General features: G+C 40.4%; 31 protein-coding genes. 9 read left to right on the top strand and 22 right to left on the bottom strand.

Going from position 1 to position 26504, the window contains the following annotated elements:
- Nucleotides 1-25: 25 nt before the first annotated feature.
- Nucleotides 26-646 (top strand): class I SAM-dependent methyltransferase, encoded by a 621-nt coding sequence (locus tag ACPPVU_RS09200; protein WP_426671401.1) that lies wholly within the window; start codon nucleotides 26-28, stop codon nucleotides 644-646.
- Between the two features lie 70 nt (nucleotides 647-716).
- On the opposite strand, the gene ACPPVU_RS09205 is transcribed toward ACPPVU_RS09200, so the two are convergent.
- The 3 genes from ACPPVU_RS09205 to ACPPVU_RS09215 all read right to left on the bottom strand — a co-directional run bounded on the left by ACPPVU_RS09205 (nucleotide 717) and on the right by ACPPVU_RS09215 (nucleotide 3644).
- Nucleotides 717-1793 (bottom strand): hypothetical protein, encoded by a 1077-nt coding sequence (locus tag ACPPVU_RS09205; protein ID WP_426671402.1) that lies wholly within the window; start codon nucleotides 1791-1793, stop codon nucleotides 717-719.
- Between the two features lie 196 nt (nucleotides 1794-1989).
- On the bottom strand, nucleotides 1990-2991 hold the full coding sequence (locus tag ACPPVU_RS09210) for an EamA family transporter (RefSeq protein WP_426671403.1): 1002 nt from the start codon (nucleotides 2989-2991) through the stop codon (nucleotides 1990-1992).
- 173 nt (nucleotides 2992-3164) lie between these two features.
- Nucleotides 3165-3644, bottom strand: a complete 480-nt coding sequence (locus ACPPVU_RS09215; RefSeq protein ID WP_426671404.1) for an Lrp/AsnC family transcriptional regulator — start codon at nucleotides 3642-3644, stop codon at nucleotides 3165-3167.
- Nucleotides 3645-3870: 226 nt separating this feature from the next.
- Here ACPPVU_RS09215 and ACPPVU_RS09220 point away from each other — a divergent pair, with 226 nt between their 5' ends.
- On the top strand, nucleotides 3871-4611 hold the full coding sequence (locus ACPPVU_RS09220; RefSeq protein ID WP_426671405.1) for an FkbM family methyltransferase: 741 nt from the start codon (nucleotides 3871-3873) through the stop codon (nucleotides 4609-4611).
- Nucleotides 4612-4707: 96 nt separating this feature from the next.
- Here ACPPVU_RS09220 and ACPPVU_RS09225 read toward each other — a convergent pair whose 3' ends face one another.
- The gene (locus tag ACPPVU_RS09225) at nucleotides 4708-5769 is read right to left on the bottom strand and encodes a hypothetical protein (RefSeq protein WP_426671406.1); all 1062 of its coding nucleotides are present in this window, start codon (nucleotides 5767-5769) and stop codon (nucleotides 4708-4710) included.
- A gap of 174 nt (nucleotides 5770-5943) precedes the next feature.
- Between ACPPVU_RS09225 and ACPPVU_RS09230 the strand changes: the two genes are divergently transcribed.
- Nucleotides 5944-6597: a hypothetical protein gene (locus ACPPVU_RS09230; protein WP_426671407.1), complete on the top strand. Its 654-nt coding sequence runs from the start codon at nucleotides 5944-5946 to the stop codon at nucleotides 6595-6597.
- 101 nt (nucleotides 6598-6698) lie between these two features.
- On the opposite strand, the gene ACPPVU_RS09235 is transcribed toward ACPPVU_RS09230, so the two are convergent.
- The 5 genes from ACPPVU_RS09235 to ACPPVU_RS09255 all read right to left on the bottom strand — a co-directional run bounded on the left by ACPPVU_RS09235 (nucleotide 6699) and on the right by ACPPVU_RS09255 (nucleotide 9882).
- A complete protein-coding gene (locus tag ACPPVU_RS09235) occupies nucleotides 6699-7208 on the bottom strand; it encodes a GtrA family protein (protein ID WP_426671408.1) in 510 nt (169 codons plus the stop codon).
- Nucleotides 7208-7570: a helix-turn-helix domain-containing protein gene (locus ACPPVU_RS09240; protein WP_426671409.1), complete on the bottom strand. Its 363-nt coding sequence runs from the start codon at nucleotides 7568-7570 to the stop codon at nucleotides 7208-7210. Before ACPPVU_RS09240 ends, ACPPVU_RS09235 begins: the two co-directional genes overlap by 1 nt.
- A 193-nt stretch (nucleotides 7571-7763) precedes the next feature.
- Nucleotides 7764-8138 (bottom strand): hypothetical protein, encoded by a 375-nt coding sequence (locus tag ACPPVU_RS09245; protein ID WP_426671410.1) that lies wholly within the window; start codon nucleotides 8136-8138, stop codon nucleotides 7764-7766.
- Between the two features lie 124 nt (nucleotides 8139-8262).
- A complete protein-coding gene (locus ACPPVU_RS09250) occupies nucleotides 8263-9060 on the bottom strand; it encodes a hypothetical protein (RefSeq protein ID WP_426671411.1) in 798 nt (265 codons plus the stop codon).
- Between the two features lie 117 nt (nucleotides 9061-9177).
- Nucleotides 9178-9882 (bottom strand): 3-keto-disaccharide hydrolase, encoded by a 705-nt coding sequence (locus tag ACPPVU_RS09255; protein ID WP_426671412.1) that lies wholly within the window; start codon nucleotides 9880-9882, stop codon nucleotides 9178-9180.
- Nucleotides 9883-10235: 353 nt separating this feature from the next.
- On the opposite strand from ACPPVU_RS09255, the gene ACPPVU_RS09260 reads away from it, so the two are divergent.
- Nucleotides 10236-10391 (top strand): hypothetical protein, encoded by a 156-nt coding sequence (locus ACPPVU_RS09260; RefSeq protein ID WP_426671413.1) that lies wholly within the window; start codon nucleotides 10236-10238, stop codon nucleotides 10389-10391.
- 164 nt (nucleotides 10392-10555) lie between these two features.
- Here ACPPVU_RS09260 and ACPPVU_RS09265 read toward each other — a convergent pair whose 3' ends face one another.
- The 5 genes from ACPPVU_RS09265 to ACPPVU_RS09285 form a co-directional block, all read right to left on the bottom strand.
- The gene (locus ACPPVU_RS09265; protein WP_426671414.1) at nucleotides 10556-10876 is read right to left on the bottom strand and encodes a GYD domain-containing protein; all 321 of its coding nucleotides are present in this window, start codon (nucleotides 10874-10876) and stop codon (nucleotides 10556-10558) included.
- Nucleotides 10877-11177: 301 nt separating this feature from the next.
- Nucleotides 11178-11447 carry a UBP-type zinc finger domain-containing protein gene (locus ACPPVU_RS09270; RefSeq protein WP_426671415.1) on the bottom strand — a complete coding sequence of 90 codons (270 nt, stop codon included), beginning with the start codon at nucleotides 11445-11447 and terminating at the stop codon, nucleotides 11178-11180.
- Between the two features lie 76 nt (nucleotides 11448-11523).
- Nucleotides 11524-11745, bottom strand: a complete 222-nt coding sequence (locus ACPPVU_RS09275; protein ID WP_426671416.1) for a hypothetical protein — start codon at nucleotides 11743-11745, stop codon at nucleotides 11524-11526.
- Between the two features lie 166 nt (nucleotides 11746-11911).
- Entirely contained in the window at nucleotides 11912-13573 is a 1662-nt protein-coding gene (locus tag ACPPVU_RS09280) for an FAD-dependent oxidoreductase (RefSeq protein WP_426671417.1), read from the bottom strand.
- 210 nt (nucleotides 13574-13783) lie between these two features.
- The gene (locus tag ACPPVU_RS09285) at nucleotides 13784-15184 is read right to left on the bottom strand and encodes an ATP-binding protein (RefSeq protein ID WP_426671418.1); all 1401 of its coding nucleotides are present in this window, start codon (nucleotides 15182-15184) and stop codon (nucleotides 13784-13786) included.
- Nucleotides 15185-15537: 353 nt separating this feature from the next.
- Between ACPPVU_RS09285 and ACPPVU_RS09290 the strand changes: the two genes are divergently transcribed.
- Nucleotides 15538-16422, top strand: coding sequence for an ATP-grasp domain-containing protein (locus ACPPVU_RS09290; RefSeq protein ID WP_426671419.1), 885 nt, complete (start codon nucleotides 15538-15540; stop codon nucleotides 16420-16422).
- 20 nt (nucleotides 16423-16442) lie between these two features.
- Here ACPPVU_RS09290 and ACPPVU_RS09295 read toward each other — a convergent pair whose 3' ends face one another.
- From ACPPVU_RS09295 to ACPPVU_RS09305, 3 genes are all read right to left on the bottom strand, one after another.
- The gene (locus ACPPVU_RS09295; RefSeq protein WP_426671420.1) at nucleotides 16443-17027 is read right to left on the bottom strand and encodes a TlpA family protein disulfide reductase; all 585 of its coding nucleotides are present in this window, start codon (nucleotides 17025-17027) and stop codon (nucleotides 16443-16445) included.
- Nucleotides 17028-17032: 5 nt separating this feature from the next.
- A complete protein-coding gene (locus ACPPVU_RS09300) occupies nucleotides 17033-17362 on the bottom strand; it encodes a YnfA family protein (protein WP_426671421.1) in 330 nt (109 codons plus the stop codon).
- An 83-nt stretch (nucleotides 17363-17445) separates the two neighbouring features.
- The gene (locus ACPPVU_RS09305; protein WP_426671422.1) at nucleotides 17446-18432 is read right to left on the bottom strand and encodes a helix-turn-helix domain-containing protein; all 987 of its coding nucleotides are present in this window, start codon (nucleotides 18430-18432) and stop codon (nucleotides 17446-17448) included.
- A 465-nt stretch (nucleotides 18433-18897) separates the two neighbouring features.
- Here ACPPVU_RS09305 and ACPPVU_RS09310 point away from each other — a divergent pair, with 465 nt between their 5' ends.
- The 4 genes from ACPPVU_RS09310 (at nucleotide 18898) to ACPPVU_RS09325 (ending at nucleotide 22851) form a co-directional block, all read left to right on the top strand.
- The gene (locus tag ACPPVU_RS09310) at nucleotides 18898-19368 is read left to right on the top strand and encodes a hypothetical protein (RefSeq protein ID WP_426671423.1); all 471 of its coding nucleotides are present in this window, start codon (nucleotides 18898-18900) and stop codon (nucleotides 19366-19368) included.
- A gap of 21 nt (nucleotides 19369-19389) precedes the next feature.
- Entirely contained in the window at nucleotides 19390-20820 is a 1431-nt protein-coding gene (locus tag ACPPVU_RS09315; RefSeq protein WP_426671424.1) for an MBOAT family O-acyltransferase, read from the top strand.
- A 10-nt stretch (nucleotides 20821-20830) separates the two neighbouring features.
- Nucleotides 20831-21703, top strand: coding sequence for a hypothetical protein (locus ACPPVU_RS09320; RefSeq protein WP_426671425.1), 873 nt, complete (start codon nucleotides 20831-20833; stop codon nucleotides 21701-21703).
- 200 nt (nucleotides 21704-21903) lie between these two features.
- Nucleotides 21904-22851 carry a patatin-like phospholipase family protein gene (locus ACPPVU_RS09325; RefSeq protein WP_426671426.1) on the top strand — a complete coding sequence of 316 codons (948 nt, stop codon included), beginning with the start codon at nucleotides 21904-21906 and terminating at the stop codon, nucleotides 22849-22851.
- Nucleotides 22852-22902: 51 nt separating this feature from the next.
- Here the strand turns inward: ACPPVU_RS09325 and ACPPVU_RS09330 are convergent, their stop codons facing one another.
- The 5 genes from ACPPVU_RS09330 to ACPPVU_RS09350 are packed head-to-tail and all read right to left on the bottom strand — an operon-like array spanning nucleotide 22903 to nucleotide 26497.
- A complete protein-coding gene (locus tag ACPPVU_RS09330) occupies nucleotides 22903-23796 on the bottom strand; it encodes a phosphatase PAP2 family protein (protein ID WP_426671427.1) in 894 nt (297 codons plus the stop codon).
- 35 nt (nucleotides 23797-23831) lie between these two features.
- Entirely contained in the window at nucleotides 23832-24476 is a 645-nt protein-coding gene (locus ACPPVU_RS09335; protein WP_426671428.1) for a sigma-70 family RNA polymerase sigma factor, read from the bottom strand.
- A gap of 18 nt (nucleotides 24477-24494) precedes the next feature.
- Nucleotides 24495-25571, bottom strand: coding sequence for an ACR3 family arsenite efflux transporter (gene arsB / locus ACPPVU_RS09340; RefSeq protein WP_426671429.1), 1077 nt, complete (start codon nucleotides 25569-25571; stop codon nucleotides 24495-24497).
- 6 nt (nucleotides 25572-25577) lie between these two features.
- The gene (locus ACPPVU_RS09345) at nucleotides 25578-26018 is read right to left on the bottom strand and encodes a hypothetical protein (RefSeq protein ID WP_426671430.1); all 441 of its coding nucleotides are present in this window, start codon (nucleotides 26016-26018) and stop codon (nucleotides 25578-25580) included.
- 14 nt (nucleotides 26019-26032) lie between these two features.
- The gene (locus tag ACPPVU_RS09350) at nucleotides 26033-26497 is read right to left on the bottom strand and encodes an arsenate reductase ArsC (RefSeq protein ID WP_426671431.1); all 465 of its coding nucleotides are present in this window, start codon (nucleotides 26495-26497) and stop codon (nucleotides 26033-26035) included.
- Nucleotides 26498-26504: the final 7 nt, after the last annotated feature.

The raw sequence follows: 26504 nt of genomic DNA on the forward strand, positions 1-26504 counted from the left end.
AATGCCGCAAAGATGTGGTTTATCAATGAAAGAAAATAGAAAAGCGCATTGGGAAAATGTTTACGCTACCAAAAACCCTGACCAGGTGAGCTGGACGCAGCATATCCCGCAAGTCTCGCTTGATCTCATCCATAGTTTCCATTTACCCAAAACTGCAAAGATCATCGACATCGGGGGCGGGGACAGTAAATTAGTAGATTACCTGCTTGAAGAAGGTTATGAGGATATTACCATATTGGATATATCTGCAACAGCTTTGGAAAAAGCACAAAGCCGGTTAGGAAGTAAAAGCAAACAAGTTAAATGGATCGTTTCTGATATTACAGAATTTGAACCACATGAGATATACGATGTGTGGCACGATCGCGCCGCTTTTCATTTTTTAACCACAGAAAACCAGATTGATACCTATTTAAATATAGCACAAATAGCCATCAGCAAGTATATGGTTATTGGTGCTTTTTCAGAAAACGGGCCCGAAAAGTGCAGTGGATTACCCATCAAACAATATTCTGAATCACAATTGGTAGATCAGTTAAGTAATTATTTTACCAGCATCAAGTGTATGAACGAAGATCATGTCACCCCGTTTAAAACCATACAGAATTTCCTTTTTTGCAGTTTTAAAAGGAAAATAGTGATATGATCAGGACTCCATGTTGACTCAACCCCGAACCGCAGGGTTCCATATCAGGGATACTGCATGGATACAATATTTACTGTTTATTTAAATAGATAGCGGGCGAATAACTATTGTTTGTACCATCAGTGAGGTGTGTGGGTTTACCGTTTTTCCAGTAGGTGGGAACATTGTGGCCCGATATATTTTCATAACCGCTTACGTAAACATCAGTATCCCAAACAGCGATTCCTGATGCTTGTGCTTCTGTGCTTCCCTCTGTAAGGTGATAGGCAGCTCCATTTTTAAAATAACTGGCTGCATTACTATCAGAACCGGCGATATAAAGCACATTATTCGCAACAGAAATCGCGCTGAAACTTTGACTCTGCGTGGCAGTTGCAATTATTGACCCGTTCTTCCAGATCGTGAAAACACCTGTTCCAACCGGGGCCCTGCCACAATAGGGGCAGGGATATGGTTGCATATACTCCGTCAGTAATGCATAAATATTATTTGCTGAAACAGCAATACTACCGGCTTCTGTACTATTTGATCCGTCACTTAAGCTTACTGCTGTTCCGTTTTTCCAATACTTTGCTACTTCAACCGTTCCGTTTGATTCCCAGCCTGCCGCGTACACGTCATTACCCGATACCACTATAGCTAATATTTTTGCATCATTCACGCCCGAGGTCAGATTCACTCCCTGCCCGTTTTTCCAGTATTTAGCAATTTTATGGCCACCATCATTCTCATATCCTGCAAAATAGATATCATTGCCGGATATCGTTGCGGTGCCTATATAAGCATCCTTCGAAGTGTCGGTCAGCGTAGCCATTACCCCGTTTTTCCAATACAATGCTACAGAATGGTTGTTGATAAACTGATCGCCCCCAACATATACATCAGTTCCTGATGCTACTATGGAGGTGGCTGTTATATATTTTGATCCATCGGTAAGATCTGTTAAAACGCCATTTTTCCAATAAGTGGCAACCTGATTACCGGGGGGATATGACCGCCAGCCTGCCAGGTAAACATTTACTGGGCCTATGTTGGGGTCGATTGTCGAATCAGTTTTTTTACAGGCAGAGGAGCCGACCACCACAATAAGAATTACCCAAAGCCAGTTTGGAAAATTGAGTTTCAAATGTTTGCCGGATTGTTTCATAAGTAACTGACTGCAAAATAAATATGTAAAGTATAGAGGTTTTTTAAGCTATACGGGATTATCCGTTGAAATGCTACAGGGATTGTAAATAATAATTGGTTGAAACATTATTGCTTGTGTCGACTAACAAAAAAACCTCTTTCCGCGCAGCGAAGAGAGGGTTGACCAGCGAAGTGTAGTCGGGGTGAGTTAATTGTCAGGTCGTGCACTCCTCCACAGAAGTTCCTTCAATAGCAATATCTTCTGTCACTTCCTGCTTTTCAGCCTTTTCCTTGCGGTATTTTGATAGGTTAATGAGCAATACGCTGCCTAATATGATGACAAGCCCGGTTATCTGAGTCAGGGAAATATGCTCACCGGCAAACAGCACGCCCAGTATAACAGCGATAACAGGGTTTACATAGGCATAAGTGCTTACCTGTGTAGCCGGGCGCACCTGCAACAGCCAAACGTAGGCGCTAAAAGCAGCTATCGACCCAAACAATATAAGATAACCCAGTGCCAGCCACGATTGCAGCGGGATCTGTTGCCATTGTAAATTGATAAACTCATGATTAATAAAACTGCCGGATACAAATACCAGTCCGGCAATTACCATTTGCCAGGCAACATTTACTGCAGCCGAACCTTCGGACGGGTGGTGCTTTGAGTATAATGATCCGGACGACCAGGCAATGGAACCGAAAATAAGTAATATCATACCCGGTAACTTTGAACCAACTGATCCGCCGCTGAACATTCCGCTTAGTTGCTCGCTAAACAATAATATCACACCGGCAAAACCTACAACAAGGCCCAGTATGGTTGATCTGTTGCGCAGGTTTACGCTCCAGTTGTGGCTATCCAGTAATACAAACCATATTGGTGCGGATGATACCAGGATGGCCACCATGGCGCTGGGCAATTTCTGCTCGGCCCATATTACGGCCCCGTTACCACCGCAAAGCAGCAATATGCCCACAATGGCCGATGTAATAATGCTTTTCTTAATAAATATCTTTTCGCCTTTGATAACGCACCATACCAGCATTAGTAAGCCGGCAATTGTAAACCGCATAGCGCCCATCAACAGCGGTGGAATGCCGCCTTGCAAAGCCATTTGAATGAAAAAGTAGGTAGAACCCCATACAATATAAACGGTAGCGAACGCAATAATAACCAATAGGGATGAGGCGGATCTATTAATGATTGGTGTCATGATGTATAATTTTCGGTTGTCAACATAAGTTTGATTATCTCTTGGCCTCATCCCAACCCTTCTCCAAAGGAGAATGGCTTTTTTTAAGTCCTCTCCTTTAGAGAGGATTATTCACCCTTTATTTGTTTTTTACGGCGTTCATGAGGGCTTTGCCGTTTAGGTGAGGCTTACTGCTAATTTTCAGGTATTAACAATTGTTGTTGTTCTTTCACTGTCTCCAGTACAATGGTGGTACGGGTACTTATCAGGTTGGGTATCTGGCTAAAACGATTGCGCATCAGTTGCACCAGCGAGGCCGAATCATAGGTGCGTATTTTTACCAGGTAGCAATCGTCGCCGGCTATGTGGTGCACTTCCTGTACTTCTGGTATCTGGGCCAATGCATTCGCAGTATCAGTACAGCCGGGGCCGTCGTTAGCTTTCATAAATATAAAGGCCAGCATTTTTTGCTGTAGTGCCACTGGGTTTATGCGGGTAGTGTACTGCTGTATCACCCCTTTCTGCTCCAGCTTTTTCACACGCTCAAGCACGCCCGAGGGGGCCATGCCCAGCTCGCGGGCCATATCGGCATTGCTTATGCGGGCATTGGCCTGCATCAGCTTTAGGATATGCAGATCGGTTTTATCAAGAAATAGTTCCGTTTCAGTAATCATACAATAAATATACATAATGTGAGAATATAATTCATAATATAATTATAAAAAATGAATTTAATTCGACAAAAGTGCCATATGCGTGTTTAAACATTTATTTTAACCGAAAGTGTAGTACGCCGTTATACATTAAAGTTCGCCTTGCTATTTATTGACGGCTAAAACTTTAACAGCAAATTAAAGTTCTTAAATTTGAGATAGTGACGGATTAAAGAGCGGTTGAAATATGGCAAAAAAAAGCAACGCCGAACGGGCTTTAATTATCAAGGCGAAAATTAAAAAGCTCATTTTAAGATTAACAGGGAAAGTTAAACACTTAAAAAAAGGCATTAAGCTTAAAAGTGTTTGGTATGGCAATCAGTACGGTGGTTTTTATGTTTATCCGGATCTGCTGAATGAAGACTCCATTATTTATTCGTTCGGCATAGGCCGGGATATTTCTTTCGACACTACAATTATTAAAAATCATAATTGTAAGGTGTTTGGGTTTGATCCTACTCCGAAATCCATAGAGTGGATCAAAGGCCAGGATGTACCGCCAAAATTTACTTTTCATGATTTAGGGATAAGCGATAAAAGCGGGTTCTGCGATTTTTATTTCCCTAAAAATCCTGATAATGTGTCGGGTAGCATTGTAGTGCAGAATAACATTGATGTTTGTGAAAAAACAACTGTCAAAATGCAATCAATTAAAGATATCATGACTGGGCTGGCACACACGCACATTGATATACTAAAAATGGATATTGAGGGTGCAGAATATTCGGTTATCGAAAATATTTTAGATTCAAATGCATCTATAGATCAGATTCTGATTGAATTTCATGACAGGTTTGTTGAAAACGGAAAGGCTAAAACCAAGCATGCTATCAGGTACTTAAATGATAAAGGGTTTGAAATATTTGCTATTTCTGATTCCTGCTATGAGATATCATTTATCAATAAAAATAAAATACTTGCCGCCTGATCTCCTGAAACACCGCTGAAAAATAAGTCATAATGGGTGATAACTTAATATGAAACTCAATTGGTTACTCATTATCCTTGATAAGACAGAGAATACTTACTGAAGCATTATCAGATTGCCACTGGTGTATAACCCAATTCCATCGTTTTTAGAAACGAAAAAGAACTTGTTTCTATCCATAACCTGAATTTTAGTAACATTCATTGGTGAGCCTACTGCATTTGATTGCCCGTTTGTCCAGTGCAATTTTGGTTTAATTATTTTCTCCCAATTTTCAATCTTTGAAAGATCATCTTTGATATTTCCCCTGAAAATGCCCTGGTGCGAATAAAAATATATACAATTTTCCTGTTTATTAAATGTAGCAGGACCGATGTATTGCGGATTGGGATTCTTTTGAGATTTTCCGTCAGGAGTATCGAAATATTCAGAACCATCAAAAATGAGCATGCTCTTAAAATTATTAACCTTTATTATACTTCCGGAAAGAAGCATATGCTGCAAGCCTGTTGAAATGTAAATATTATCATCTCCTTCAAATATTGATTTTACTGGGCTGATGCCATTTTTAAAGCAGGTATCGAGTTTTATATATTTCTTTGTGCGGGTATTAAATACAAATAGATTACCTCCCCACTCACCATGGCCAAAACCAATCCATATATTGTCGTTGGTATCTATAAAAAAGGCATCAGGTTTTACCATAAGGCCAGGTTGATACTTTATACTTTTATTTATAGATGTGGTGGATACATAGGAGCGACCTGTTCCAATATCCACAACACCTTTGGCAGTTAGTGCATAACAATTATTCTGATGATCAAATGTTATGGCATATACTGTACTGTCACATCTGCCGATAGTTTTTCTTTTAAAGCTTTTCTGATCTATTATTTGTATCCTGTCGGATGAATTGGCAATTACAATATTACTTTTATTGTCCTTTGCAAAAGCTACTATACTATGCAGATCATTGGTCTCTTTAATCAACGGCGAACCATCATTAAGGTTAAATGTCCTGATCTTGCCATCTGTAGTAAGTCCCCATATTTCATTATTCACAACAAGGGCGTCATTGTATTGCTTAGGAGGAAGCTGTCCTTTACAGGACGATAAACTAAGTAAAAAGACTATCCCTAATAAATATCGCAGGCCCATGTTAATAAGATTTAGTGATAGCAAAATACGTTATTTATCGATAACGGTCAATGTAAATAGCACAATCAGTTGGCAATCAAAAATAATTAATAGTTTGTAACGTTCTGACTGATCAAAGTGTCTTGGTATAGATGCTTTATAATGTTAATTATTAACTCTTTAACCTCTTTATCCATGAAAAGACCCTCTTTTATTTTAGCAGTGTTGTTACTGCTTGCAAGTCCGACCGCACTATATGCCCAAACTGTTGGGGATAAAGCAACGGGGCAGCTCGGAACAGACAAGTTAAATGTTTTTAATGGCAGGTATGTATCGGATCAGAACAAGGCCATATTTCTTCAGATCACGGCTGTTGACGGCCATTTGGTATTGAAACAATCATGGGACGGGCAGGAAGTAAGTTTTGATCAAAAGGGCGACCTGGACTTTTATAACGATGAGCGTTCATTTCCCCTTAAGTTTACAAAAAGCAGCACAGGCGCCATTACCCAGGTTTTAGCTTTTGACAGGGACGTTTGGATAAAGGGTGATGATAACTACCAATTTGTACCGCAAAAAACCATACAGCTTACCGCGGCCCAGCTTAAGACGCTCGAAGGTAAATACCAGATGAAGGATGGTGATAATTTTTTGCAGATCACCACAACAACCGATCATATCATCCTCAAGCAACTTTGGGATGAAAAAGAGATCACTTTTTCGCCGGTATCAGAAGTAGATTTTGTGAATGCCGATCAGACATTTCCGCTCAAATTTACCAAGGGAAGCGATGGATTAGCTATGCAAGTACTGGCTTTTAACAAAGATATGTGGGTGAAGGTGAAATGAGGGTTGGTTGAATAAGTTAAGTGGTTGATTAAGTTGAATAAGTTAAAGTAGATTAGCCGAAAACTCAATCAACATAATCCAACTCAATCAACTATTTAACCCTACCTAACAACAGATGTTTCCTTGGCTTTGAAGAAATAAAATGTCTGACTGAAATAACTGAAAAATACCACCAATACGGTAGCAGCGATTTTAGAAGGGGTAGGGTACCAGCCAAGGAAATCGACAAATAGTTTAAGAAATATAAAATTGAGGATTATACAGATACAGGTCAGCAGGATATACCTCATTAACTGGCTTCTGCGCCTTAAACCCGATTGCGGGAAAACCACGTAACGGTTAAGATAAAACCCCGTTGGCAGGCTGATACATAAAGCCATAAATAACGAAGCGATGTGCGGACTAAGCGTAATTAAGCCAAGTGATAAATTTTGTTTCTTTAAAACTATATTATAGCTGATAGCAAAAAGACTTATATCCAGCAGGGTATTAACACCGCCACATGCCGCATACCTAAAGGTTTGCAAGGGCATGATCTTTTTAAATGGCGAATAAAAGAAGTCGATAAGGCTTAAAATGGTATGCCGTAAAAACTGGTGTATTTTTTTCACTACCCGGCCTTTTTTTCGCTGTCGGGGTTTTCTCCCTGCAGATCTTTCAGTTGTATTTCAAATACGCGCATACGGGCGTGCAGAATGTCCACTTCGGTGCGCAGCATTTGTATTTCGGTAATGAGTTTGGCTGAATCGGGTTTGTTTAACTTTTTTTCACCTGTGCCGATGATGAGCCACTCGGGCGAGTATTTGAGCTGGAAACAGAGCTTACGGATAAGATAATAGCTGATGTCCTGCTTTTTGTTGATGACTTTGCTGATAAAGCCCTGGTCCACACCAATAGCATTGGCCAGTGCAAGCTGCCCTCCATGGTCTTTTACAATCACCTTTAGTCGTTTTATTATTGCATCGTCAGACATGCTATATTATTTGCAACAATAATAGTCAAAGGGCTTGTAAAAGTGAAATGGTTTGTTTAGTTGAATGGGTTTATTAAGTTGAATAAGTTGATTGGGTTAAGTGGTTGATTGAGTTAAGTATTGAATAAGTTTATTACGTACAGTTTCAACTTAATCAAACTCAATCAACCTAATCTAACTCAATCAACTCCAACTACAAACACGCCTGTATTTCTCCCTGAGGTACGGGATCAGGCGTTTTCATTTTATTAACTGTGATAAGCAACGAACCCAATTTGGCATAGTACGTTGCCAGTGGCATTTCGCGATTTTTGTAACTGCTCATTATCTGATCCAGTTGTACAATAAGGTTATTTTGAGTTTCTTCGCTATCTATATAACCGGGGGTGCTTAATGCCGATCTGATAGCATTAACTTTTAATTCGGCCGAACGAAGCATGAATAATGGGGGAATATTTTTATTAGCCCTAAGTATTTCGTTTACTCTTTTCTTATTCTTTATATCATAAAAAATGATCAAAAGAACGATAGCTGTACCGGCCCCTAAAAACAAGTAAAAATAGTTCATAACAGCTTTTAGAAATTAAGTTTAAAGTCCTTCTCGTGGTGAGTTTAATGGTCACCTTAACACCATTTTACGTAAGTTATAACTAATAGTTACAGTTATTTTATGTAAGTTTTTAACATTTCCACTATTGTGGGAAACTAACGTTCCAGCCATCAGTGGTAACGGTTTCGTATGACGAAAGATTGGTTACATCGCCCTCTATTGGTAAGCCGTCAGCATAAGCATTGATAGAAGTATTAAGGAATTTGCCGATAACATTAACCTTCAAATGGTCCTCTGTTTTTGCAGTAAATATTGATGAATAGGCTTTGCTGGTGTTATTGATACTATCCATTAGGATGGTTTTACCATCAGCCTTACGGGTTAAATATACCTTTACACTAAATACAGAGTCGTTTTTTACGGTTATCTTCACCAGGTTTCCGTTAAGGACAGTTCCCGAGCCTATTCTTTGTAAGCTTGTACTGGTTACTGCTTCTGTTGGCTCAAGCGTTCCGTTATGATAATAAACATCTGGCTGTGAAGCAGACAGTGTAAGTGTACTGCCATTGAGCATTACTACCTGGTAATCGGTATTGCTGCCATCGGGGTAATCAATGTGGATATATATTCCCCCTGTACTTTTGGTAGATAAAACATAAGTGCCATGTAATACAGTTTGAGGATCAGGCATAATATCTACGTGCATAAATCCATCAAAATAGAATGCTGATGCAGCCAGGTTTTGTGGCGGAAACATGGCTTTACCATTATCGTCAAGTACAGTTAAAGTTTTAACGGGGAACACCCAGCTTCCTTTTAACTGCGCGTTTACGCTGGCCAGATCAGCAGGTGTTATAGTAACATTGGTGCCGGTATCCTTTTTACAACTGCTTAAAAAAGCTGTGGCCACAAATAAAATAAGTAAAAGCTTTTTTAGCACTGGCAATAGATTAGTGGGACCTTATATTCAAAACGCTAATAAAAAGGCAAATGGTAGCGAGTTATCGTTACCATTTGCCTTTGTACGTGTAAGTAACCTTATTGTTACAACCAGTGCTTATACTTCGCGTATTTTGATATTACGGAACATAATGTGATAGCCGTGGTCCTGCAGCGATATGTGTCCTTTGTGAAATTTTGCGAAATCTTTCCAGGTTTTGAATTTGCTTTTGGCAACCAGTTCTGCCCAGTTGGCATCCCAAAGGGTTGTTTTAACAGTTTGTACACCGTTAAGCCAAAAAGTAAGTTCACCGTTTTTAAGACGTATGATGGTATGGTTCCATTGGCCCGCAGGATTTTCTGCTGCTTTTGTTGGCGCTATGATATCATAAAGCGATCCGGCCAGGTGGTTCGCCTGTTTATTGTCCTCTGCTTTTTTATCATCCAGCAACTGGTATTCCGGGCCAGTGATATAGGTATTTTCATAAGCCTTATCTTCGTGCACAGTAAACATGATACCGCTGTTACCTTCTTCGGCTATGTTCCAGTCTATTGATAGTTCAAAGTTTTCGTATTCCTTATCGCTCACAATATCGCCACGACCTTCTTTTACTGATGGATCCAACTTTAAAATACCATCACTCACGGTCCATGCTGGTCCGGCAGAAGGTTTTAAGTAATTGTGCCACCCCTGAGTGGTTTTTCCGTCAAACAGCAGTTGCCAGCCTTGATTTTTTTCCTTCGGGCTAAGCTCATTATTGGTTTGCGCCATAAGGCAGTTGCCTGCAAGCAACAGTGCAGATACGGTAAGAAATGTTTTCATAAATCATTTTAATAGTTAATCAGGGTAAATGTAAAGAATTAAGGGTTCATTAAAAGGAGAAGCAGGTAAAAATTGTGATATGTTTTGGTAAAAGATTAATCCGGCGCCCTGGAGTTTTATGCACATAAATATTGTCCATCCTCAATCCTGTTAATACTAGGCATGCTGCTTTTGAAGAACCTTTTTGTTGATAATGATTGTTATAAAAATATAGTAATTTTTAATTTATAGTATATGCGTGAAGGTGTAATTTCTATTTAGTAAAATAAATTTCTCAAAACAAAATACTGGGCGTCGTGTTGGAAATAATAGATAACCGCTTATTGGTTAACCAAAATTTAAAATTAGAAATTATGAAAAAGTTAATTGCAGCAGTGATATTATCAGTATTCACTTTAGGAACATTAGTCGCGTCAGCCAACCCTGTTTTACAACAGGATACATCTAAACATAAAATGAAACGCGATACTTCAATGAAGAAAGACACATCGATGAAGCACCGTAAGTAAGTAAATCAGCTTTTCGAAAAGAGGCCCGCTTAGTTTGTACTAACCGGGCCTCTTTGTAGTTATAACGATGTTTCGTTCAGCTCATGGCCACCATTGTTTTGCCTGGTTTCATCCGAAGCTGTTTTGTTGGCAAATGAGAATAATTAAATAGCAGAAAATAGATATCAGTTACCGGGAGCCCGATAATTGACAGTTAGCTTTGTCGCTTTATCAATATCCTCAGGATCGAGAAGAATTGAGGTGGTAACAGACGCCAACCCGGACGCATTTACATTCAGTGCCAGAGCTGCCCCGGATACTGTATCCGGTAGTTCGCCCAGCACGTAAGCATCATGTTCGCCGAAAGCAAAATAGAATGCTTCCATTGTACCGCCTAAGTCATTAATGGCTTTTTCAACAGCTTGTTTCCTGTATGTGCCACCAGTTTTAAGTAGCCCCTTTACACCTTCTGAGGTATAAGAAGCTTTGATCAGGAACTTCGTCATGATATGATTGGTTAAGTTTAATTGTATAATAAAATTAAAGAAACTTTTTCCTTTTTTCCTAATATAATTTTTTGAAAATCAACGAGTTATTTTAGGTTTATTAATAGCGGACGGGCTGGGGTTGTTTTTTAAAAGAGTTCATGAGGGCCTCGTCGTTTAGGTGAGGCTTCTTCCCTGGCAGCAGAACAGCTTCGAGTAAAATCAAACAAAACAGCGGTGGCCTTGAGAGTAAGAAGGGTAGAGTAAGTTTTGCTGAAGCTGTTGAGCTTTCTGACCTCCGAACCCGGACTTTCCGACTTCATCAATACTCCGCCATTTCCTCATCAACATAACACCATAACCAACGCTCACCAGGCTCGGCAGAGATCACTACCGGGTGACCGGCCTCGCGGGCATGTTTAGAAGCATGCTGCATAGGCGAACTATCACAACACAATGTTACGCCGCAGGTTTGGCAGGTGCGCAGGTGCACCCACGATCCGTTGTTTTTGATGCACTCTTCGCACACGTAATCTTTGGGGTGCTTTAGCTTTTTGATGGCTTGTAAATGTTCACATACCTGGTCGTCCATAGCATTTAATTGTGTTGGAAAGATAGTAAATTATTGGGGTTGATAACAACACAAACAGGTACAATATTAGGACAAACTACTCATCATCTGCACGTTTTTTTGTAGGACTAATTTCTTTAACATCATTGGTCTCTTTTAAAAGTTCATTGATCTCCTTAATACAGATCACTTTAAAAGGACCGCAACAGCAATTGATATCTATAATACCGTCATCAAATTTTACTAAAGGGTGCAGGTTGTGTGTGGTACAAGTTTTCGATTGAATGATAGTTTTTATTTTATAGTATAAATTATCCATGCCAGGGGAAATTTTTTTAACAAGTTAGAAATAAATTCTGTAGAGAATCTGAATTTTTTGTTAAAGTTAAGTATGAATGAAGGCGGGCGATTTAACTCACCCGGTCATTGCTTCGCTCGACCACCCTCTCTTCGCTGCTACGCGGAAAGAGGGATTCGGAGTGAACTTACACTTCTGCCAAATACTTGTGCACAAAGCTAATCGCCATAGAACCTTCGCCTACGGCGGATGCAACGCGGTTCATGGCGCCGGCGCGTACATCGCCTGCGGCAAATACACCGGGGCAACTGGTTTCCAGCAAATAAGGATCGCGTTTGAGCTTCCATACTTTAGGGAAATTATCGTGAGTGGCCAGATCGCGGCCGGTTTCGATAAACTCTTTATCATTTTTGATGATATCCAGGCCCACCCAGTCGGTATACGGTTTTGCACCTATAAAAATGTACAGGGCGGCAGCATCATAGGTATTTTTTTCCTTCGTTTTAATATTGGTGAATGTGAGCTGCTCGAGATAATTATGACCAATGGCTTCGCATATCTCTGTATTGCCCATTACTTCAATATTGGGCGATAGCCTGATCTGCTCAATCAAGTATGCCGACATCGTGCTTGTCAGATCCTCACGACGGATAATGATATTCACTTTCTCGGCAAATTTGGACAGGTACATAGCCGCTTGCCCGGCCGAATTGCCCCCGCCGATAACAAACACACTCTTATCCTTGCAGGCGCTGGCTTCAGTAGTGGCCGCGCCGTAATAGATGCCGGCGCCTGTGAAGTTTTCTACGCCTTTTACCTCGAGCTTGCGGTAATCAACCCCGGTGGTTATTACCACTGCGCGGCTTACTACCTCGGGGCCGTCGTCAAGGATGATCTTTTTATAGCCATCTTTTTGCCTGATCTCCTTTACGGCATGGGGCGAAAGAAACTGCGCACCAAGCCGTGTAGCCTGGCTGATGGCACGGCGGGTCAGGTCGGCACCGCTCAATCCGGCTGGGAAACCCAGGTAGTTTTCGATACGCGAACTTGTTCCTGCCTGTCCGCCCGGGGCGCGGCGTTCTATCAGCAGGGTCTTTAATCCTTCGGATGAACCGTATACTGCAGCTGCCAATCCTGCCGGACCAGCGCCTATGATCACTACATCGTAGATATCATTCTTTATCTGCGGGTTCAGGCCTGCCTTATCCGCAATTTGCCTGATGGTGGGCATACACGAACATGCGCCATCCTCAAAAATGATCACCGGAAGGTCATGGTTGCTCATATTATTTACTTCGAGCAGTGTTTTGGCTTCGGGATTGCTCTCGATATCAAACCAGCGATAGGGGATAAGGTTGCCGGCCAGGTAATCCTTTATCTCGTGCGATTTTGGTGAAAACTGGTAACCTATCAGCTTGATGCCTTTGAAATCCGGTGTATAGTGGCTCTGCCAATCGTCGAGCAGGTCGTTTATTACCGGGTATAGTTTTTCTTCGGGCGGGTTCCAGGGTTTGGTAAGATAGTAATCCAGTTGCACCACGTTAATGGCTTTGATGGCGGCTACCGTATCAGAGTAGGCAGTAAGCAGCACGCGTTTGGCCTCGGGATATATTTTAATGGCGCGTTGCAGAAAATCAACACCTTCCATTTCGGGCATGCGCTGATCAACCAAAAACATGGCAACGGTATCTCCGCTGTTTTTTAGATCAGTCAATGCTTCCAGCGCCTCATTTGCCGAAGTGGTGCTGATGATCTTATATTCGGAATTATACTGCGATTTAAGGTCGCGGCTAATGGCCCGCAGCACCTGTGGATCATCGTCTATTGAAAATATAATAGGTTTGTTCATGGGTTGTTGAGTTAGATTAAAATTGTATTAGTTGATTGGATTGGGTTGGTTTGATTGGGTTAGATTAGGTTGATTGAGTTGGATTTAGTTGATTAAGTTAGATTAGTTTTTGACTTAATAACCTAATCAACTCAATCAACCACTCTCTTAATCAACCATTTTTAATAACCTAATCAACTCAATCAACCACTCACTTAGTCAACTAAAAAACTATCCATTTATAGGGAAACACACAATAAACTCTGTATGCCCCGGTTCTGAATTTACTTTTATGGAACCATTATGCTGGTTCACTATCCTTTGTACTACTTCGAGGCCCATACCGGTGCCTTTCCCCATTTCCTTCGTAGTAAAAAACGGATCGAAGATACGCGATCGTATTTCATCGGGTATACCGGGGCCGTCATCACCAATGGTTACCTGTACAAATTCTTTATCCCTTTCTGTTTTAATAGTGAGTGTGCCTTTGCCGTTAGGTTCCATCGCATCTAATGCGTTATCAATCAGGTTGGTCCATACCTGGTTCAGTTCGCCTATTTGTGCCTTTACCGGCGGCAGTGTTTCATCAAATTCCTTTACCACTGTAATATTCCCTTTTTTGATCTTGTAGATCAGCATCTGGAAGGTATTTTTTATACCGATACGGATATCGGCATATTGTTTTTCCTGCCCCTGGTCCATATGGGTATAGGTTTTTACCGAATTTACCAGTGTTGCAATGCGTCGTGCTGATTCACCAATATCCTGTACCATTCTGTCGGTAACCAAAAGGGTATTCATCCAATTAAATACCGGCGATAAAAATTGATGAGGAATATGGTCTTTGAAAGCCAGAATATCCTTGGGTTCAAATCCAAATTCTACAAAATTCTCCGGCAGCTCAGGGTCATAAAACATTTCCAGTTCATCAAACAGATCGGTTAGCTCCTCTTCTTTATCCGCACGTTCCCGTATGGTAAGATTAGTTTCTTTACGCTGTGTTAAGAAACGGAAAAATTCATCGGTTACCGCGTCAACTTGTTCGGGTTCCATGCGGATAGCGATCATCGATTTAAAGCTGTGCGGCTCCATCTGTAAATGCTTCAACAGTGATTCCGAGTCGCGCACTATGGCTGATGCCGGGTTGTTCAGTTCATGCGTCAATCCTGCAGATAATTTGCCAAGCGCCAGCATCTTCTCATTCTGTTGCTGTAGCGTAGTGAAGGAGCGAACACGATTTGTCATGACATGTACCAGGGCCTGGGTAAGTTCAAACTGTGTCCTGATCATTGTATCCATCTTATCTTTGGGGAAGATCATAACTTGCGCAGGGCCTATAGCTACGATATAACCTGTGCCCGTTTTGGCACGCGAATAAGGTAAATAACCGCTGATCTCGCCCGTTTTAATATCGCCGATCTCGCGTTTTACACCCCCAATTGGCAAATACAAACGTACTTTGCCACTGATAACAAACCAGGTGCCTGATATCGGACTGCCCGGCTCGGCCAAAAACTCCCCATCAGCGTAATCATTGCAGTCGCTTTGGTCTATCAGCCATTGCAGCTGTTCTTCCGGCACTTCTGTTAGCGCCTCAAATGTTTTAAATAGTGCAGGTGTACATTCTACCATGGCCTAAAATTATGAAATTTTAGGCAGAGGGCGATATTTGTTTGAACCTGAAAAACATCAGCAATTGCAACTATCACTGCAATAAGTGGTTATAAAAAATGCGCAATTTTGTTGTTAATACCCCAATGCGAATGAAATTGGCCTGATATTTTATTCATTATATTTGCGACAGCTAAAACTTATTTCACAATTATGGCATTGACAGTTGCACCATATTTCTGGTTTTTTAAATAAATATTGCGATACTTGTTATACGAAAACCAATTGCAATCCAGGCCTATCCTGCCGGTATTTGCAAAGAACCCACGAACTATTTTATTGCTTACAATCTTTAATAATTTGAATTTTTTAATATGGCATTATCTGCACAACCTAAACTAAATTTTGGTTCGAGTTTTAGGGCTTTCGCGATATCTATTTCCAAAGTTGGTTTTTTTACATTTGAAAAGGCCAGAGCATATTTATTCCCGGTGCCGGGTATTAGGATATTATTTTCAGCCAATGAGGGTTTTGAGAAAAATATCCGTCGCGGATTCCTGTTCCTACGCTATGAGATACATTTTGACGGTTTTGCAGCGGAAAATATACGCAAAGGCGATTTGCTGGTGCCTTTAAATGTTAATGATGTAAGGGTGGCGAGTAAAATGGCGCATTTGACCGGAGATAGGCGCATCCCGTTACCAGTCCTGGAAGCTATTAATATTTGTGACGATAAATACTTGTTTAACAAGACACTTGTTGAAAAAGGATTTAAGGATATAGTGCCCAAAATAAGTAATAACCTGCCCACCCCATATTTTTTAAAGAAGAAGGTTGATTTGGGCGGCCGTAACAGTCATTTAATTTTAAACGCCGAAGCGGAGGCGAAATTTAAGGATATGATCAATAGCCCTGATTATTTTCGGCAGGAGATAGTTGAAGGGAAAAGCGAGTATGCCACGCATATTTTATTCAGGGATCATAGGATAGTAACCACCTTAACTATCAAACATACTTTTCCTAAACGACTACCCGTTAATGGTATCGACAAAAGCGTTTACTCAACTATAAGTAATTGCGCCTATTTAGATACTTTTTCGTCTGTACTTGAGGCCATTGGTTTCGAAGGGCTTTGTTGTTTTGATTACAAGGTAGTTGATGGCAAGCTATACATATTTGAAATTAACCCCCGGTTTGGAGGAAGCCTGGGCCCCTATTTCTTTACATTTTTGCGTCGCCTGAAAGTAAATGCAGCTTAGGTGTGTTTTGCCTGGGTAATTTATTGGTTGCTCAGGCTGATCAGGTACTGCTCAAACTTTTCATCAGCATAATTGGCTCTGTCGACATGGTTGAATACCACATCACCTTTTTTATCGATCACCAGCGTAGTGGGAATGCTGCCTGAGTAAAACGCAGGTGGCAGTGTGAGGTTGCCGCTATAAACCGGGAACAGATACCCTTTATTTTTAAGGAACAGGGATGATTTTGGCAGATTATTGTCCGCATCGATAGAAAGGAAAACGATGTTGGGATTGTCTTTTACTTTCAAATACAGATCATTAATAGAGGGCAGCTCTGCCAAACACGGCGGGCACCAGGTCGCCCAGAAGTTGATAAAAACCACCTTACCCTTTTGCTGCTGCAGATCAAGCACTTTGCCGTCAACTGTCTGCACTACCAGGGTTGGGGCAGATTGCAGTTTTTCGCCGGGTTTTATCTGCGGGATATGCGGATTATAAAATCCAAGCGCCATAAGACCCATCATCACCCAGCTTTTTACTCTTGCACTGAAAAGGACTGCAGCCGTAAACAGCACCAGCAATACCTTAAAAACTTGTGAGAGGGTTATCTTTTTGAATTTCATAAGCACTATTTGCGGGGCATGTACATGATAATACATACGCCAATTAAGGCTACCATGGCGCCTATAATATCGTATTTATCGGGTTTAAAGTTATCTGCTTTCCATGCCCAAAGCAAAGCCATCACTATAAATATTCCGCCGTAAGTAGCATATACCCGGCCAAAGTTGGCAGTTTGCCAGGTGGCCACTATGCCATACAACACTAAGATCAAGCCACCAAGTATGCCATACCACAGGGGTTTATCAGATTTTAGCCATAGCCATACCAGGTAGCCGCCGCCTATTTCGCACAGGCCTGCCAGTATAAACAGGGAAAAGGATTTGAGTATATTCATAAAGTTGAGCGCAAAATTAGAAAATTTGCACTGCCTAAGCGGATTTGGGCAAGGAATAAAGCGTATTGTTTTCAGCCTATGTTCTATTTCCGTTCATGTATTTTCTGCCGGAGGGTGTTAAAGAACATACTCCTTTCTTTTTCGCCCACCGTGCTGATATAGGTCGATTTGCGGATAATGTTGTGCAGGTTTTTGAAGGTATATTCACAAAAGTTGTGATCCTGGGTTACTGTAAAATTGAGCCCGTTATGATTAAGGCAAGTTACCTTCCGGCTGTCGCTGTTCACAAATATGGTATTATCGCCAATAAGGCATTCATTAACATAGATATTATAAGCTGCAGCATTAGGCAATGGCTGGTGGCCGGGTAAAAACTTTTTACCGTATTCGGCCTGTAGCTCTAAGCGGTTAAGCAGTTCGTTCAGCTGTTCATATATTTTTGCCAGTATGTGTTTATCAGCAAAAATGTTCGACTGCCGGTAAAACTCTATCTGCCTTATGGTGCTGTGCACATTCTCCTCATTCCATATTTCGGTTGATGGTATCTGGTTATAGAGGATGGTGATATTATTTGCAAGCTCAATAGTTTCCTCATCCTTTTCTATCCCGGTAAATTGCTGTTTGGCCAGCTCGGGGTAGCCAATGAGGGTGCGTTTCCAGAAAAAAAACTTAAAAGCCCTTAATTCGGGGAAAGACATAAAATGGAAAATAGGTATATCCTTATTGTAACTGTAAAGATGTGTGTTACCCATGGCCTTGAAATACTCCAGGTTTTTGACCACGTCTGCCAGGTATTGATTAAAGCCGAAGGAAAGAATATCAAGCTTATTGCCCGAAAAAATGACCGTGTTTGTTTGTATTTGTAATAGCTGATCAAGAGAGACATGGTATTTATTACAGATCATCCTTATCTCTTCAAGGCCCAATGGCTTTTCGCCCCTGATGCGCCGGTAGGCACTGTCGTTACTTATACTCAACAGATCAGCTACTTCGTCCACAAAAGAAAGGTGGACAGGCAGTTTGGACCTGATATGTTTAAAAAACAATTGCTGGGTTTGATTCGCATCCATTAAGCCGGGCCTGTTTTTTAGTATTATTTAATAATCAAAAAGTTATTATTTGCAAAAAATACTACAGGGGCTTAATATTTAATTAAATATAGTAATAATTACTTCTAATTTCCAATAGTGCTTTGGATATCCTATTATTTGTTGTATATTATATAACTCGCTGATTTTCCAATTTTTAACGAGCGTTACATCATGATAGATTTACTTTATAAATGTCACCGGGATATTAAAAAGTAAATTATTATAAGATCAACACTAAACACCTATTATCATGAAAAAAATATTGTTAACCTTATTATTAGCGGGGTGGAATTACATGGGGTTGTTTCGCTCAATCATCGTCTTTAAGCTTAAATAGTTAGGGGGATAGCCCGTGGAGACAGGGTTGATTTCTTCCAGGTCTTCCGGGTTGTTTTTTCGATCCAATAATCAAGAACTTTTCTTCAAATCCTAAAACAAAATATCATGAAAAATCTGATCCAATGCATAGCAGTAATGAGTTCATTATTACTATTTAGCTGTACCAAAACTATTTATACACATGAGCAGGTGCTGGATATGTACCAGACAAAAGCGTCTGTATCGAAGAAATTTGGGACCCCTACCGAGCGAAAAGTGAGCGATTCGACAGAGCAATGGCTTTATCAATATGAAAAGAGCGATCCGTTTAACAGGCACGTAATTGGGAAAACCCCCAATACAAAAACGGTAGATGTGGCCGATTTTAACCGGTACGACCGATACCTGATATTCACCTTCGATAAAAATGGCAATGTGATAAGAAATGATTTTAAGGGGGTAAACCTGGCAGTAAAAAAAGCTAACACCGTAGGGACAGTTTTGCTGGTTACAGGCATTGTTGGTGTGGTATTAGGCGCAACTGCAATCATATATAATTCGACTGATACTTACTACGGTATCCCCTTTACAGAATAAACGACAGACTGATTGATAGCTATGTTTTTTAATTCAATCATATTTGCCATTTTTCTTCCGGTAGTGTTTTTACTCTATTGGGCTGTCGCAAAAAAAGGGTTGCCGGTGCAGAACTTTATTTTGCTTCTGGCTAGTTATGTGTTTTATGGGTGGTGGGGGTATGGCTTCCTTTTTTTACTGGCTTTTTCTACTTCACTCGATTACCTTTCGGGCCTAAGAATTTACCATGCAAAAAGTCTTCGGACTAAAAAAACATGGTTGTATTTAAGTGTTATTATAAATATCGGGTTTTTATGTTTCTTTAAATACTTCAATTTTCTGGCGGGCTCACTGGTAAGCTTGTTTGGGTCGATAGACAATCAGCCCCATATATGGGCATTAGATATTATTTTACCTGTAGGTATATCATTCTACACCTTTCACGGGCTATCATATGTTTATGACGTTTATTATCAAAGGTGCAAACCCACCCGCAATTTTGTAGACTATTCTCTTTTTGTCAGTTTCTTCCCGCTGTTGGTTGCAGGGCCCATTGAGCGGGCCAAACATTTGCTGCCGCAGATACAGCTATCCAGAAATTTTGAGTACAGCAAAGCTGCGGACGGGATGCGGCAGATATTATGGGGACTATTTAAAAAAATTGTGGTTGCTGATAATTGCGCGCATGATGTAAACATCATATTCAGTCAGCCGGGTGATTACCGGGGAAGTACATTACTATATGGCGCTTTGCTGTTTACTTTTCAGATATACTGTGATTTTTCTGGATATTCAGACATCGCCATAGGCACAGCCCGGCTGTTTGGGTTTGATTTGGTGCGCAATTTTTCTTATCCCTATTTTTCGCGGAATATACCGGAGTTTTGGAGACGCTGGAACATTTCGGTATCCACATGGTTCCGCGATTATTTTTATGCTCCGATGGGTGGCAGATACGGAACCTGGTGGCAGCAGGCGCGTAACATTATGCTGATGTTTATCCTGATCGGTTTCTGGCACGGTGCAAACTGGACGTTTTTAACGCTGGGCTTGCTCAATGGCTTGTTGTTTTTACCTGCCTTGTTATCAGCTAAAAATAAAAAACATCGTGTAGCGGCAACAGTCGGGATATTTCCATCATTAACGGAAGCGATACAGATACTGACTACCTTTTTTTTGGTAACAATGGGCTGCGTGCTTTTCCGGTCAGCAACTATGCAAGAGGCGCTGGAGTATTTTAGGGGGATATTTTCAATGTCTTTATTCACCGGCCCACAGATGTTCAATAACACAATTTTTAAGGCGATACTGATTATGCTGGTTGTTGAATGGCTGCAACGCAATAAGCAGCATGGATTGCAGATAGAATGGATAAGATATAAAACCGTAAGGTGGGGGATATATATTGCGCTAATCTATTTTGTTTGCTATTTCGGCGGCACACAGCAAGGGTATATTTATTTCAAATTTTAATCCCGTGAAAATGGATATCAGGAAATTTTTACACAGGTTGTTGCTTTTCGGCATGGTAGCCTTGCCTTTGGTAAGTATGGAGAGTTTGTATTCCTACTTTACAAGAAGTTATGAACTGGCTGTAAATGGTAATGAGATATACATCTCGATAAGGAAAAGCAAAGTACAAAAAAAGGTAAAGATACTCATCATCGGCGATAGCATGGGAAAGCAGTTGTATGATAACAAAACCTATAACGATTCCATTTATTCGCTTACCTGTAATCAGGCTATTTCAATGGCAGGATATTATATTTTACTGCAGAATTTTATTAAAAAGAACAGGAACAACTTGCCTGGTAAAGTGGTATTGATAGTTGGTCCAAGCACGTTACGGAATAACCTGGATCAGACGATATCCTACCACTACTTTTTAAAACCTTTTTATAAGCCCGAAAATGAGAAGTATTTTACTGCGGCCTGCCTTGACCAGATAAGGAAAATCCCGTTTTATTATACCTCGCAGCTGCCATTTATCCTGAATACCAACTGGTCTCCAGCGTATAGTAAAAGTGACGGCCCGGCTTCATTCAGGCTTATTTCGCCTGTATCAAATGATTATCTGGTAAAAATCAGGTTACTCTGTTCAACTAATAAAATGCCGTTCAGTATTTACTGTCCGCCGGTAACCATTGCAAATAAAAAATGCGTAATGCAGCTTTCGGCCAATATGAATGAATTTGAAAAATGCGGTATGAAAAACGAATTTATAGTCTATTTTAAAAACATAGCGTATATGCCCGATAGCTTGTTCCAGGATCAGCGCCATTTTAAAAAGCAATACATACCTGTTGATTATTTTAATTTATGCCGGAATAATGATATGCGTTTAGCGGATAGGTAAGCGGGTTGTATAATATTCTTTTTTTAATCAGAAGCCAGATTCCAGGGTTTGCCGGAATCGGCATAGCCAATTAAGCATCGCAATTTAATCAGATTAATTTATTTGCTTAGTTTATATTACCTTGCCTGGCGGCTTACGTATAAACAGCTTTTAGCGGTTGAAATATCCGTGGAATAAGTTTATTATTAATTTTTGTGAATATGAAGAGTGATGAAAGCCTGAAACGAAAAAACAATAAAACCAAACAGAAGGTATCCCTTGTGCTATCTGGCGGTGGCGCCAGGGGAATTGCACACATTGGAGCAATAGAGGTGATTGAAGAAATGGGCTTTGAGATAGCATCAATTGCAGGTACGTCAATGGGGGCAGTTGTAGCTGGGGTTTATGCCCTTGGCCAAATGGAAGAGTACAAGCAATGGCTTTGTTCCCTTGATAAGTTAAAAGTATTTAGTTTGGTTGATTTTAGTTTCAGCTCACACGGGCTGGTTAGGGGCGACAAACTGTTCAACATAACCAAGCAGTTTATCCTTGATGCAAATATTGAAGATCTGGATATACCATTTGCTGCTGTGGCTGCAGATATTATCAACAGAAAGGAAGTAGTTTTTACAAGCGGGAGCGTATTTGATGCTGTAAGAGCTTCTATTGCCATACCAACCATTTTCACCCCGGTAAAAACTGCGGACGGCGGCTTGCTGGTAGATGGCGGTATTATCAATAATATCCCTATTAATCATGTAACAAGAGTGCCTGGCGATATATTGATCGTGATAGATGTAAACGCTGACGTACCAGTGGATAAGCCGGTAATTGCCGAAAATGAAACTGTAGCCAAACAATCCGTTTATCAGAAAAAGATCAAATCGTTTTTCGGTCAGCTACAGGGCATACTGCCTTCAAACCATGCCGAATCAAGACTTGGTTATTTTGACGTGATCAATAAAACGCTTAGTTTAATGACCTATCATAACACACAATTGGCATTGGAAAAGCATTCGCCGGATATGATAATCAATATATCGCGGTTATCTTGTTCAGGTTATGATTTTTTTAAAGCTGAACAAATGGTTGAATTAGGCCGGAGCGCCGCAATTAAAAGTATTGAAGCGTATAAAAAGCGGGGGGCGTTAATAGCAAAATTAACCTGAGAATTGTAAGAAATGCCCGGCAAACCATTTGGCTGCCGGGGACTATGTTTTCTATAAGTTGTGTTTTTTTGCAAATTTGTCCAGCTCGGTCCGGGCGCCTTCGAAATCAATTTTAAATTTCGGGTCTTTTTTGTAGATCATAAACATTTGAAATGCGATATCTCTCGATGCTGAATTATCGCTCGGATAGTGTATCCCCATAACTTCTCTGGATTGTCTGATCTCATCTGCGAGCCTTAGAAATTGTTCTTTTTTCGACGGAATAAGCTCTCCCCAAACATACGCTTGCAGGTAAGCCCATAGTGAGTGACCACTGGCGAATGAAGGCGAGTTGATTCTGTCTAATGGTTGTAGATTCTTTTCAAGGTGATAAGGTCGTGCACGTAAATACTTGTATTTAATTGTAAATTCTATTACCCTGTCATCCTGCATTATGCCTTTAAAAAGCATTGTGCTTTGCGGTAAGTTTTCTGGCGCCCATTCCCGTCCCAAAACACTTCTGGGTTCAAAAAACAAGTCTTTAAGCGTTTTTTGATAATCTGGATGAGAAAGAAGTTGTGCAACCTGCGGCCAAAAGCCGATGTCACCCAGCTGCTTCACCCTTTCAACCTGTTCGGCTGTACGGGTGGATTGTAAGTTTAGCAAATAATCTAATTCGGCTCTTACCCTGTCCGAGCTGTTAGCTGGCGGTGTAGTTAATTTCGACAGAAATTGTACCTGTTCAGATGATAGATAATAAGGCCTGACCAATGTAAAAAGGATGGAACTTCCATACTCTGCGGGTGGGAATTTAATAGTGTCCATCCAAGCCCGGGAGGGATTTGGCAATGAACTTAACTCTTTAAAATGCTGATAGATGCCTGTTTCGGGCTGCTGAACATTGCTCTGTGCGATCAAATTTGATGCTGATAAAAACAGCATCACTGCGATAATGATTCTTTTCATGGATTAAGTTTTTTACACCCATGACGCAGCGGCTGCTAAAAAGACGCAAAAAAGTTTGAGTTTGCATTTTTATGAAAGTCCTGCAATATCATGCAATCGTCTTTGGCCTCCCCAGATAATATTTTTCCATTATTTGATATTTCCAGACGGAGGCATTCAAATAGCAATTCTTTTATCATTCGCCTGGATCGTTGTATACGCGATTTAGTTGCAGATAACTCTAGTTGTAAGTGAGCTGCAATGTCTTTTTGTTTTACGCCGTTCAGGTCAAGTTCCAACGGTGTAGCGTAAATTTCTGGCAGACATTTTAACAATGGCCTGATATATATGGAAAGTTCCTGATATTGGTCTGCTTTGTCATGATCATGCGCAGACATTGATCGGGTATCGACCAGCTTTTTAGCCTTCTCTTTTCTGAAGTGGTCTATTACTTTATTATGTGCCGTTTTAAACAAAAAGGAGCGGACATTATTTATTTCATTTCCTGAATTGGTGTAATGGTGGAATTTAAGGAAAACATCATGACAAATATCTTCACTAATAAACTGATCTTTTATGAATTTAAATACAAAGTTAAAAACTATATCCCTATGTCTCAACCAAAGTAGTGCGATTTGATTTTGGTTAAGATCATTTTTGTTGATATTAAGACTTTGGGGAGTGCAGCAATTTGAAAACATATATCATTGGTTTCGTAATCAGACGGTTGCAGTAGTTGCATAATATTTCTTTCTTAACCAGAAAGCCAGGTTGACTAAAGCAATTAAAGCGGGAACTTCAACAAGCGGACCGATCACACCGGCAAACGCTTCACCTGAATTAATACCGAATACACCAATAGCAACTGCTATAGCTAGTTCGAAGTTGTTCCCGGTAGCGGTAAACGCTATCGAGGTGCTCCTTGAATAATCCGCGCCGAATGATTTTCCGATAAAAAAACTTATCGTAAACATAATAGTAAAGTAGATCACCAAGGGTATGGCAATGCGCACCACGTCCATTGGTATCTGCACGATCAGGTTGCCTTTCAGGCTGAACATGACAACGATCGTAAAGAGCAAAGCGATCAAGGTTATCGGTGAAATGACGGGCACATATTTCTTTTGAAACCATTCTTCACCCATAATTTTTATTAGCGAATAACGGCTGATAACACCTGCTGCAAATGGAATTCCTAAATAGATACCTACACTTTTAGCGATTTCGCCAATCGTGATATTAACAGCCAAACCCCTTAGCCCAAATAACGGTGGTAATAACGTAATAAAAACATAAGCATATACACTGTACAACAATACCTGGAAGATGCTGTTTAATGCAATCAAACCGGCTGCATATTCCCGGTTACCTTCTGCCAGTTCATTCCATACAACCACCATAGCAATACATCGTGCCAGGCCAATTAGAATTAAACCAATCATATAAGCAGGGTGGTCGCGCAACAAGGTTATCGCTAATACAAACATTAGGATTGGACCGACTATCCAGTTTAATATTAAAGAGGCGCTTAAAACTTTAGTATCCTTAAATACCTCGCCCATATTTTCATATTTAACTTTGGCCAGGGGAGGGTACATCATCAGAATTAAACCGATAGCTAAGGGAATATTGGTGGTGCCACTGGAAAAGGAATTAATGAAAGTTGCTGATGATGGGATAAAATAACCGACAGCAACACCGATGGTCATTGCCAAAAATATCCACAGGGTTAAAAACCGGTCAAGGAAATTTAGTTTTTTTCTTTCTGCCGCTGGGGCACAATTGTTTGCACTCATTGTTTATTATAGTGGTTTTAATATATCCCATACGCTGTTTAAACGCGGGATATTGAAAAATTTAAATGTATTTATTTTTTTGTCTTTGACACTTAATTTCCAGGTGATACCATTAGGATCCTTTATGTTAAAGGCATGATTGTCAGGGCCGAATGAATTATAATCCGCTTTTAACGTATTAGCAAATCCCTCTCTTGTAAATTGCATGAGCCGTTCATAAACTTCTTTATCTGAATTGAAGAACAGGTTATAATTGCCGCATACAGGCTGAACCATATCTGGGTTTTCAATAAAGGTCAAGGTCAATAACTGGTTTTTAATCATATAGATAACATGGCCTTCAAACAAGTCCGCTGCCCATTCTCCAAGTAAGATATTATAAAAGTCCATAGTACGTACCAGGTCTTTCACCTCATATTTAATATTGAAACTTGAGTAATGAAGCATATTCCTCTAAAGGATTAAGAATTGATTCTTTGTTTTGCCCAATATTCCATGTGTTTTGCCTCATCGATAAAGGCAAGTACAGCCTCCTTAATTTCATCTCTTACTTTGCGTGTATTTTCCAGGATTTCTTCTTCGGTGCCGGTAAAACTTGAAGGATCAGGGAACGACCAACCTAATCTTCTGATAACGCCGGGAAAAATGGGACATCCTTCAGCACTTGCTTCATCACAAACCGTTATCACTGCCTGAAACAGTCTGCCTTGTCTGAAAAGATCAAATGCTTCTTGTGTTCCCTTTTTACTAATATCAATCCCGACCTCCTGCATTACCTTAACGGCATAAGGATTAAGTTTACCGGCTTCTAATCCGGCGCTTTCAGCTATAAGACATTCACCGTCGAGTGTATTCAAGAAAGCCTCTGCCATTTGGCTGCGTGCTGAATTGTGAATGCATACGAATAATACTTTGTGCTGTATCATAACATTA

The sequence above is a fragment of the Mucilaginibacter sp. McL0603 genome (assembly GCF_049992945.1).
Classification (GTDB): domain Bacteria; phylum Bacteroidota; class Bacteroidia; order Sphingobacteriales; family Sphingobacteriaceae; genus Mucilaginibacter.

Excerpts from the sequence above, each read along its gene's own strand:
- ACPPVU_RS09200 (WP_426671401.1), top strand. The coding sequence starts at position 26 with ATGAAAGAAAATAGAAAAGCGCATTGGGAAAATGTTTACGCTACCAAA.
- ACPPVU_RS09205 (WP_426671402.1), bottom strand. The coding sequence starts at position 1,793 with ATGAAACAATCCGGCAAACATTTGAAACTCAATTTTCCAAACTGGCTT.
- ACPPVU_RS09210 (WP_426671403.1), bottom strand. The coding sequence starts at position 2,991 with ATGACACCAATCATTAATAGATCCGCCTCATCCCTATTGGTTATTATT.
- ACPPVU_RS09215 (WP_426671404.1), bottom strand. The coding sequence starts at position 3,644 with ATGATTACTGAAACGGAACTATTTCTTGATAAAACCGATCTGCATATC.
- ACPPVU_RS09220 (WP_426671405.1), top strand. The coding sequence starts at position 3,871 with ATGGCAAAAAAAAGCAACGCCGAACGGGCTTTAATTATCAAGGCGAAA.
- ACPPVU_RS09225 (WP_426671406.1), bottom strand. The coding sequence starts at position 5,769 with ATGGGCCTGCGATATTTATTAGGGATAGTCTTTTTACTTAGTTTATCG.
- ACPPVU_RS09230 (WP_426671407.1), top strand. The coding sequence starts at position 5,944 with ATGAAAAGACCCTCTTTTATTTTAGCAGTGTTGTTACTGCTTGCAAGT.
- ACPPVU_RS09240 (WP_426671409.1), bottom strand. The coding sequence starts at position 7,570 with ATGTCTGACGATGCAATAATAAAACGACTAAAGGTGATTGTAAAAGAC.
- ACPPVU_RS09245 (WP_426671410.1), bottom strand. The coding sequence starts at position 8,138 with ATGAACTATTTTTACTTGTTTTTAGGGGCCGGTACAGCTATCGTTCTT.
- ACPPVU_RS09255 (WP_426671412.1), bottom strand. The coding sequence starts at position 9,882 with ATGAAAACATTTCTTACCGTATCTGCACTGTTGCTTGCAGGCAACTGC.
- ACPPVU_RS09260 (WP_426671413.1), top strand. The coding sequence starts at position 10,236 with ATGAAAAAGTTAATTGCAGCAGTGATATTATCAGTATTCACTTTAGGA.
- ACPPVU_RS09265 (WP_426671414.1), bottom strand. The coding sequence starts at position 10,876 with ATGACGAAGTTCCTGATCAAAGCTTCTTATACCTCAGAAGGTGTAAAG.
- ACPPVU_RS09270 (WP_426671415.1), bottom strand. The coding sequence starts at position 11,447 with ATGGACGACCAGGTATGTGAACATTTACAAGCCATCAAAAAGCTAAAG.
- ACPPVU_RS09275 (WP_426671416.1), bottom strand. The coding sequence starts at position 11,745 with ATGGATAATTTATACTATAAAATAAAAACTATCATTCAATCGAAAACT.
- ACPPVU_RS09280 (WP_426671417.1), bottom strand. The coding sequence starts at position 13,573 with ATGAACAAACCTATTATATTTTCAATAGACGATGATCCACAGGTGCTG.
- ACPPVU_RS09285 (WP_426671418.1), bottom strand. The coding sequence starts at position 15,184 with ATGGTAGAATGTACACCTGCACTATTTAAAACATTTGAGGCGCTAACA.
- ACPPVU_RS09290 (WP_426671419.1), top strand. The coding sequence starts at position 15,538 with ATGGCATTATCTGCACAACCTAAACTAAATTTTGGTTCGAGTTTTAGG.
- ACPPVU_RS09295 (WP_426671420.1), bottom strand. The coding sequence starts at position 17,027 with ATGAAATTCAAAAAGATAACCCTCTCACAAGTTTTTAAGGTATTGCTG.
- ACPPVU_RS09300 (WP_426671421.1), bottom strand. The coding sequence starts at position 17,362 with ATGAATATACTCAAATCCTTTTCCCTGTTTATACTGGCAGGCCTGTGC.
- ACPPVU_RS09305 (WP_426671422.1), bottom strand. The coding sequence starts at position 18,432 with ATGGATGCGAATCAAACCCAGCAATTGTTTTTTAAACATATCAGGTCC.
- ACPPVU_RS09310 (WP_426671423.1), top strand. The coding sequence starts at position 18,898 with ATGAAAAATCTGATCCAATGCATAGCAGTAATGAGTTCATTATTACTA.
- ACPPVU_RS09315 (WP_426671424.1), top strand. The coding sequence starts at position 19,390 with ATGTTTTTTAATTCAATCATATTTGCCATTTTTCTTCCGGTAGTGTTT.
- ACPPVU_RS09320 (WP_426671425.1), top strand. The coding sequence starts at position 20,831 with ATGGATATCAGGAAATTTTTACACAGGTTGTTGCTTTTCGGCATGGTA.
- ACPPVU_RS09325 (WP_426671426.1), top strand. The coding sequence starts at position 21,904 with ATGAAGAGTGATGAAAGCCTGAAACGAAAAAACAATAAAACCAAACAG.
- ACPPVU_RS09330 (WP_426671427.1), bottom strand. The coding sequence starts at position 23,796 with ATGAAAAGAATCATTATCGCAGTGATGCTGTTTTTATCAGCATCAAAT.
- ACPPVU_RS09335 (WP_426671428.1), bottom strand. The coding sequence starts at position 24,476 with ATGTTTTCAAATTGCTGCACTCCCCAAAGTCTTAATATCAACAAAAAT.
- arsB (WP_426671429.1), bottom strand. The coding sequence starts at position 25,571 with ATGAGTGCAAACAATTGTGCCCCAGCGGCAGAAAGAAAAAAACTAAAT.
- ACPPVU_RS09345 (WP_426671430.1), bottom strand. The coding sequence starts at position 26,018 with ATGCTTCATTACTCAAGTTTCAATATTAAATATGAGGTGAAAGACCTG.
- ACPPVU_RS09350 (WP_426671431.1), bottom strand. The coding sequence starts at position 26,497 with ATGATACAGCACAAAGTATTATTCGTATGCATTCACAATTCAGCACGC.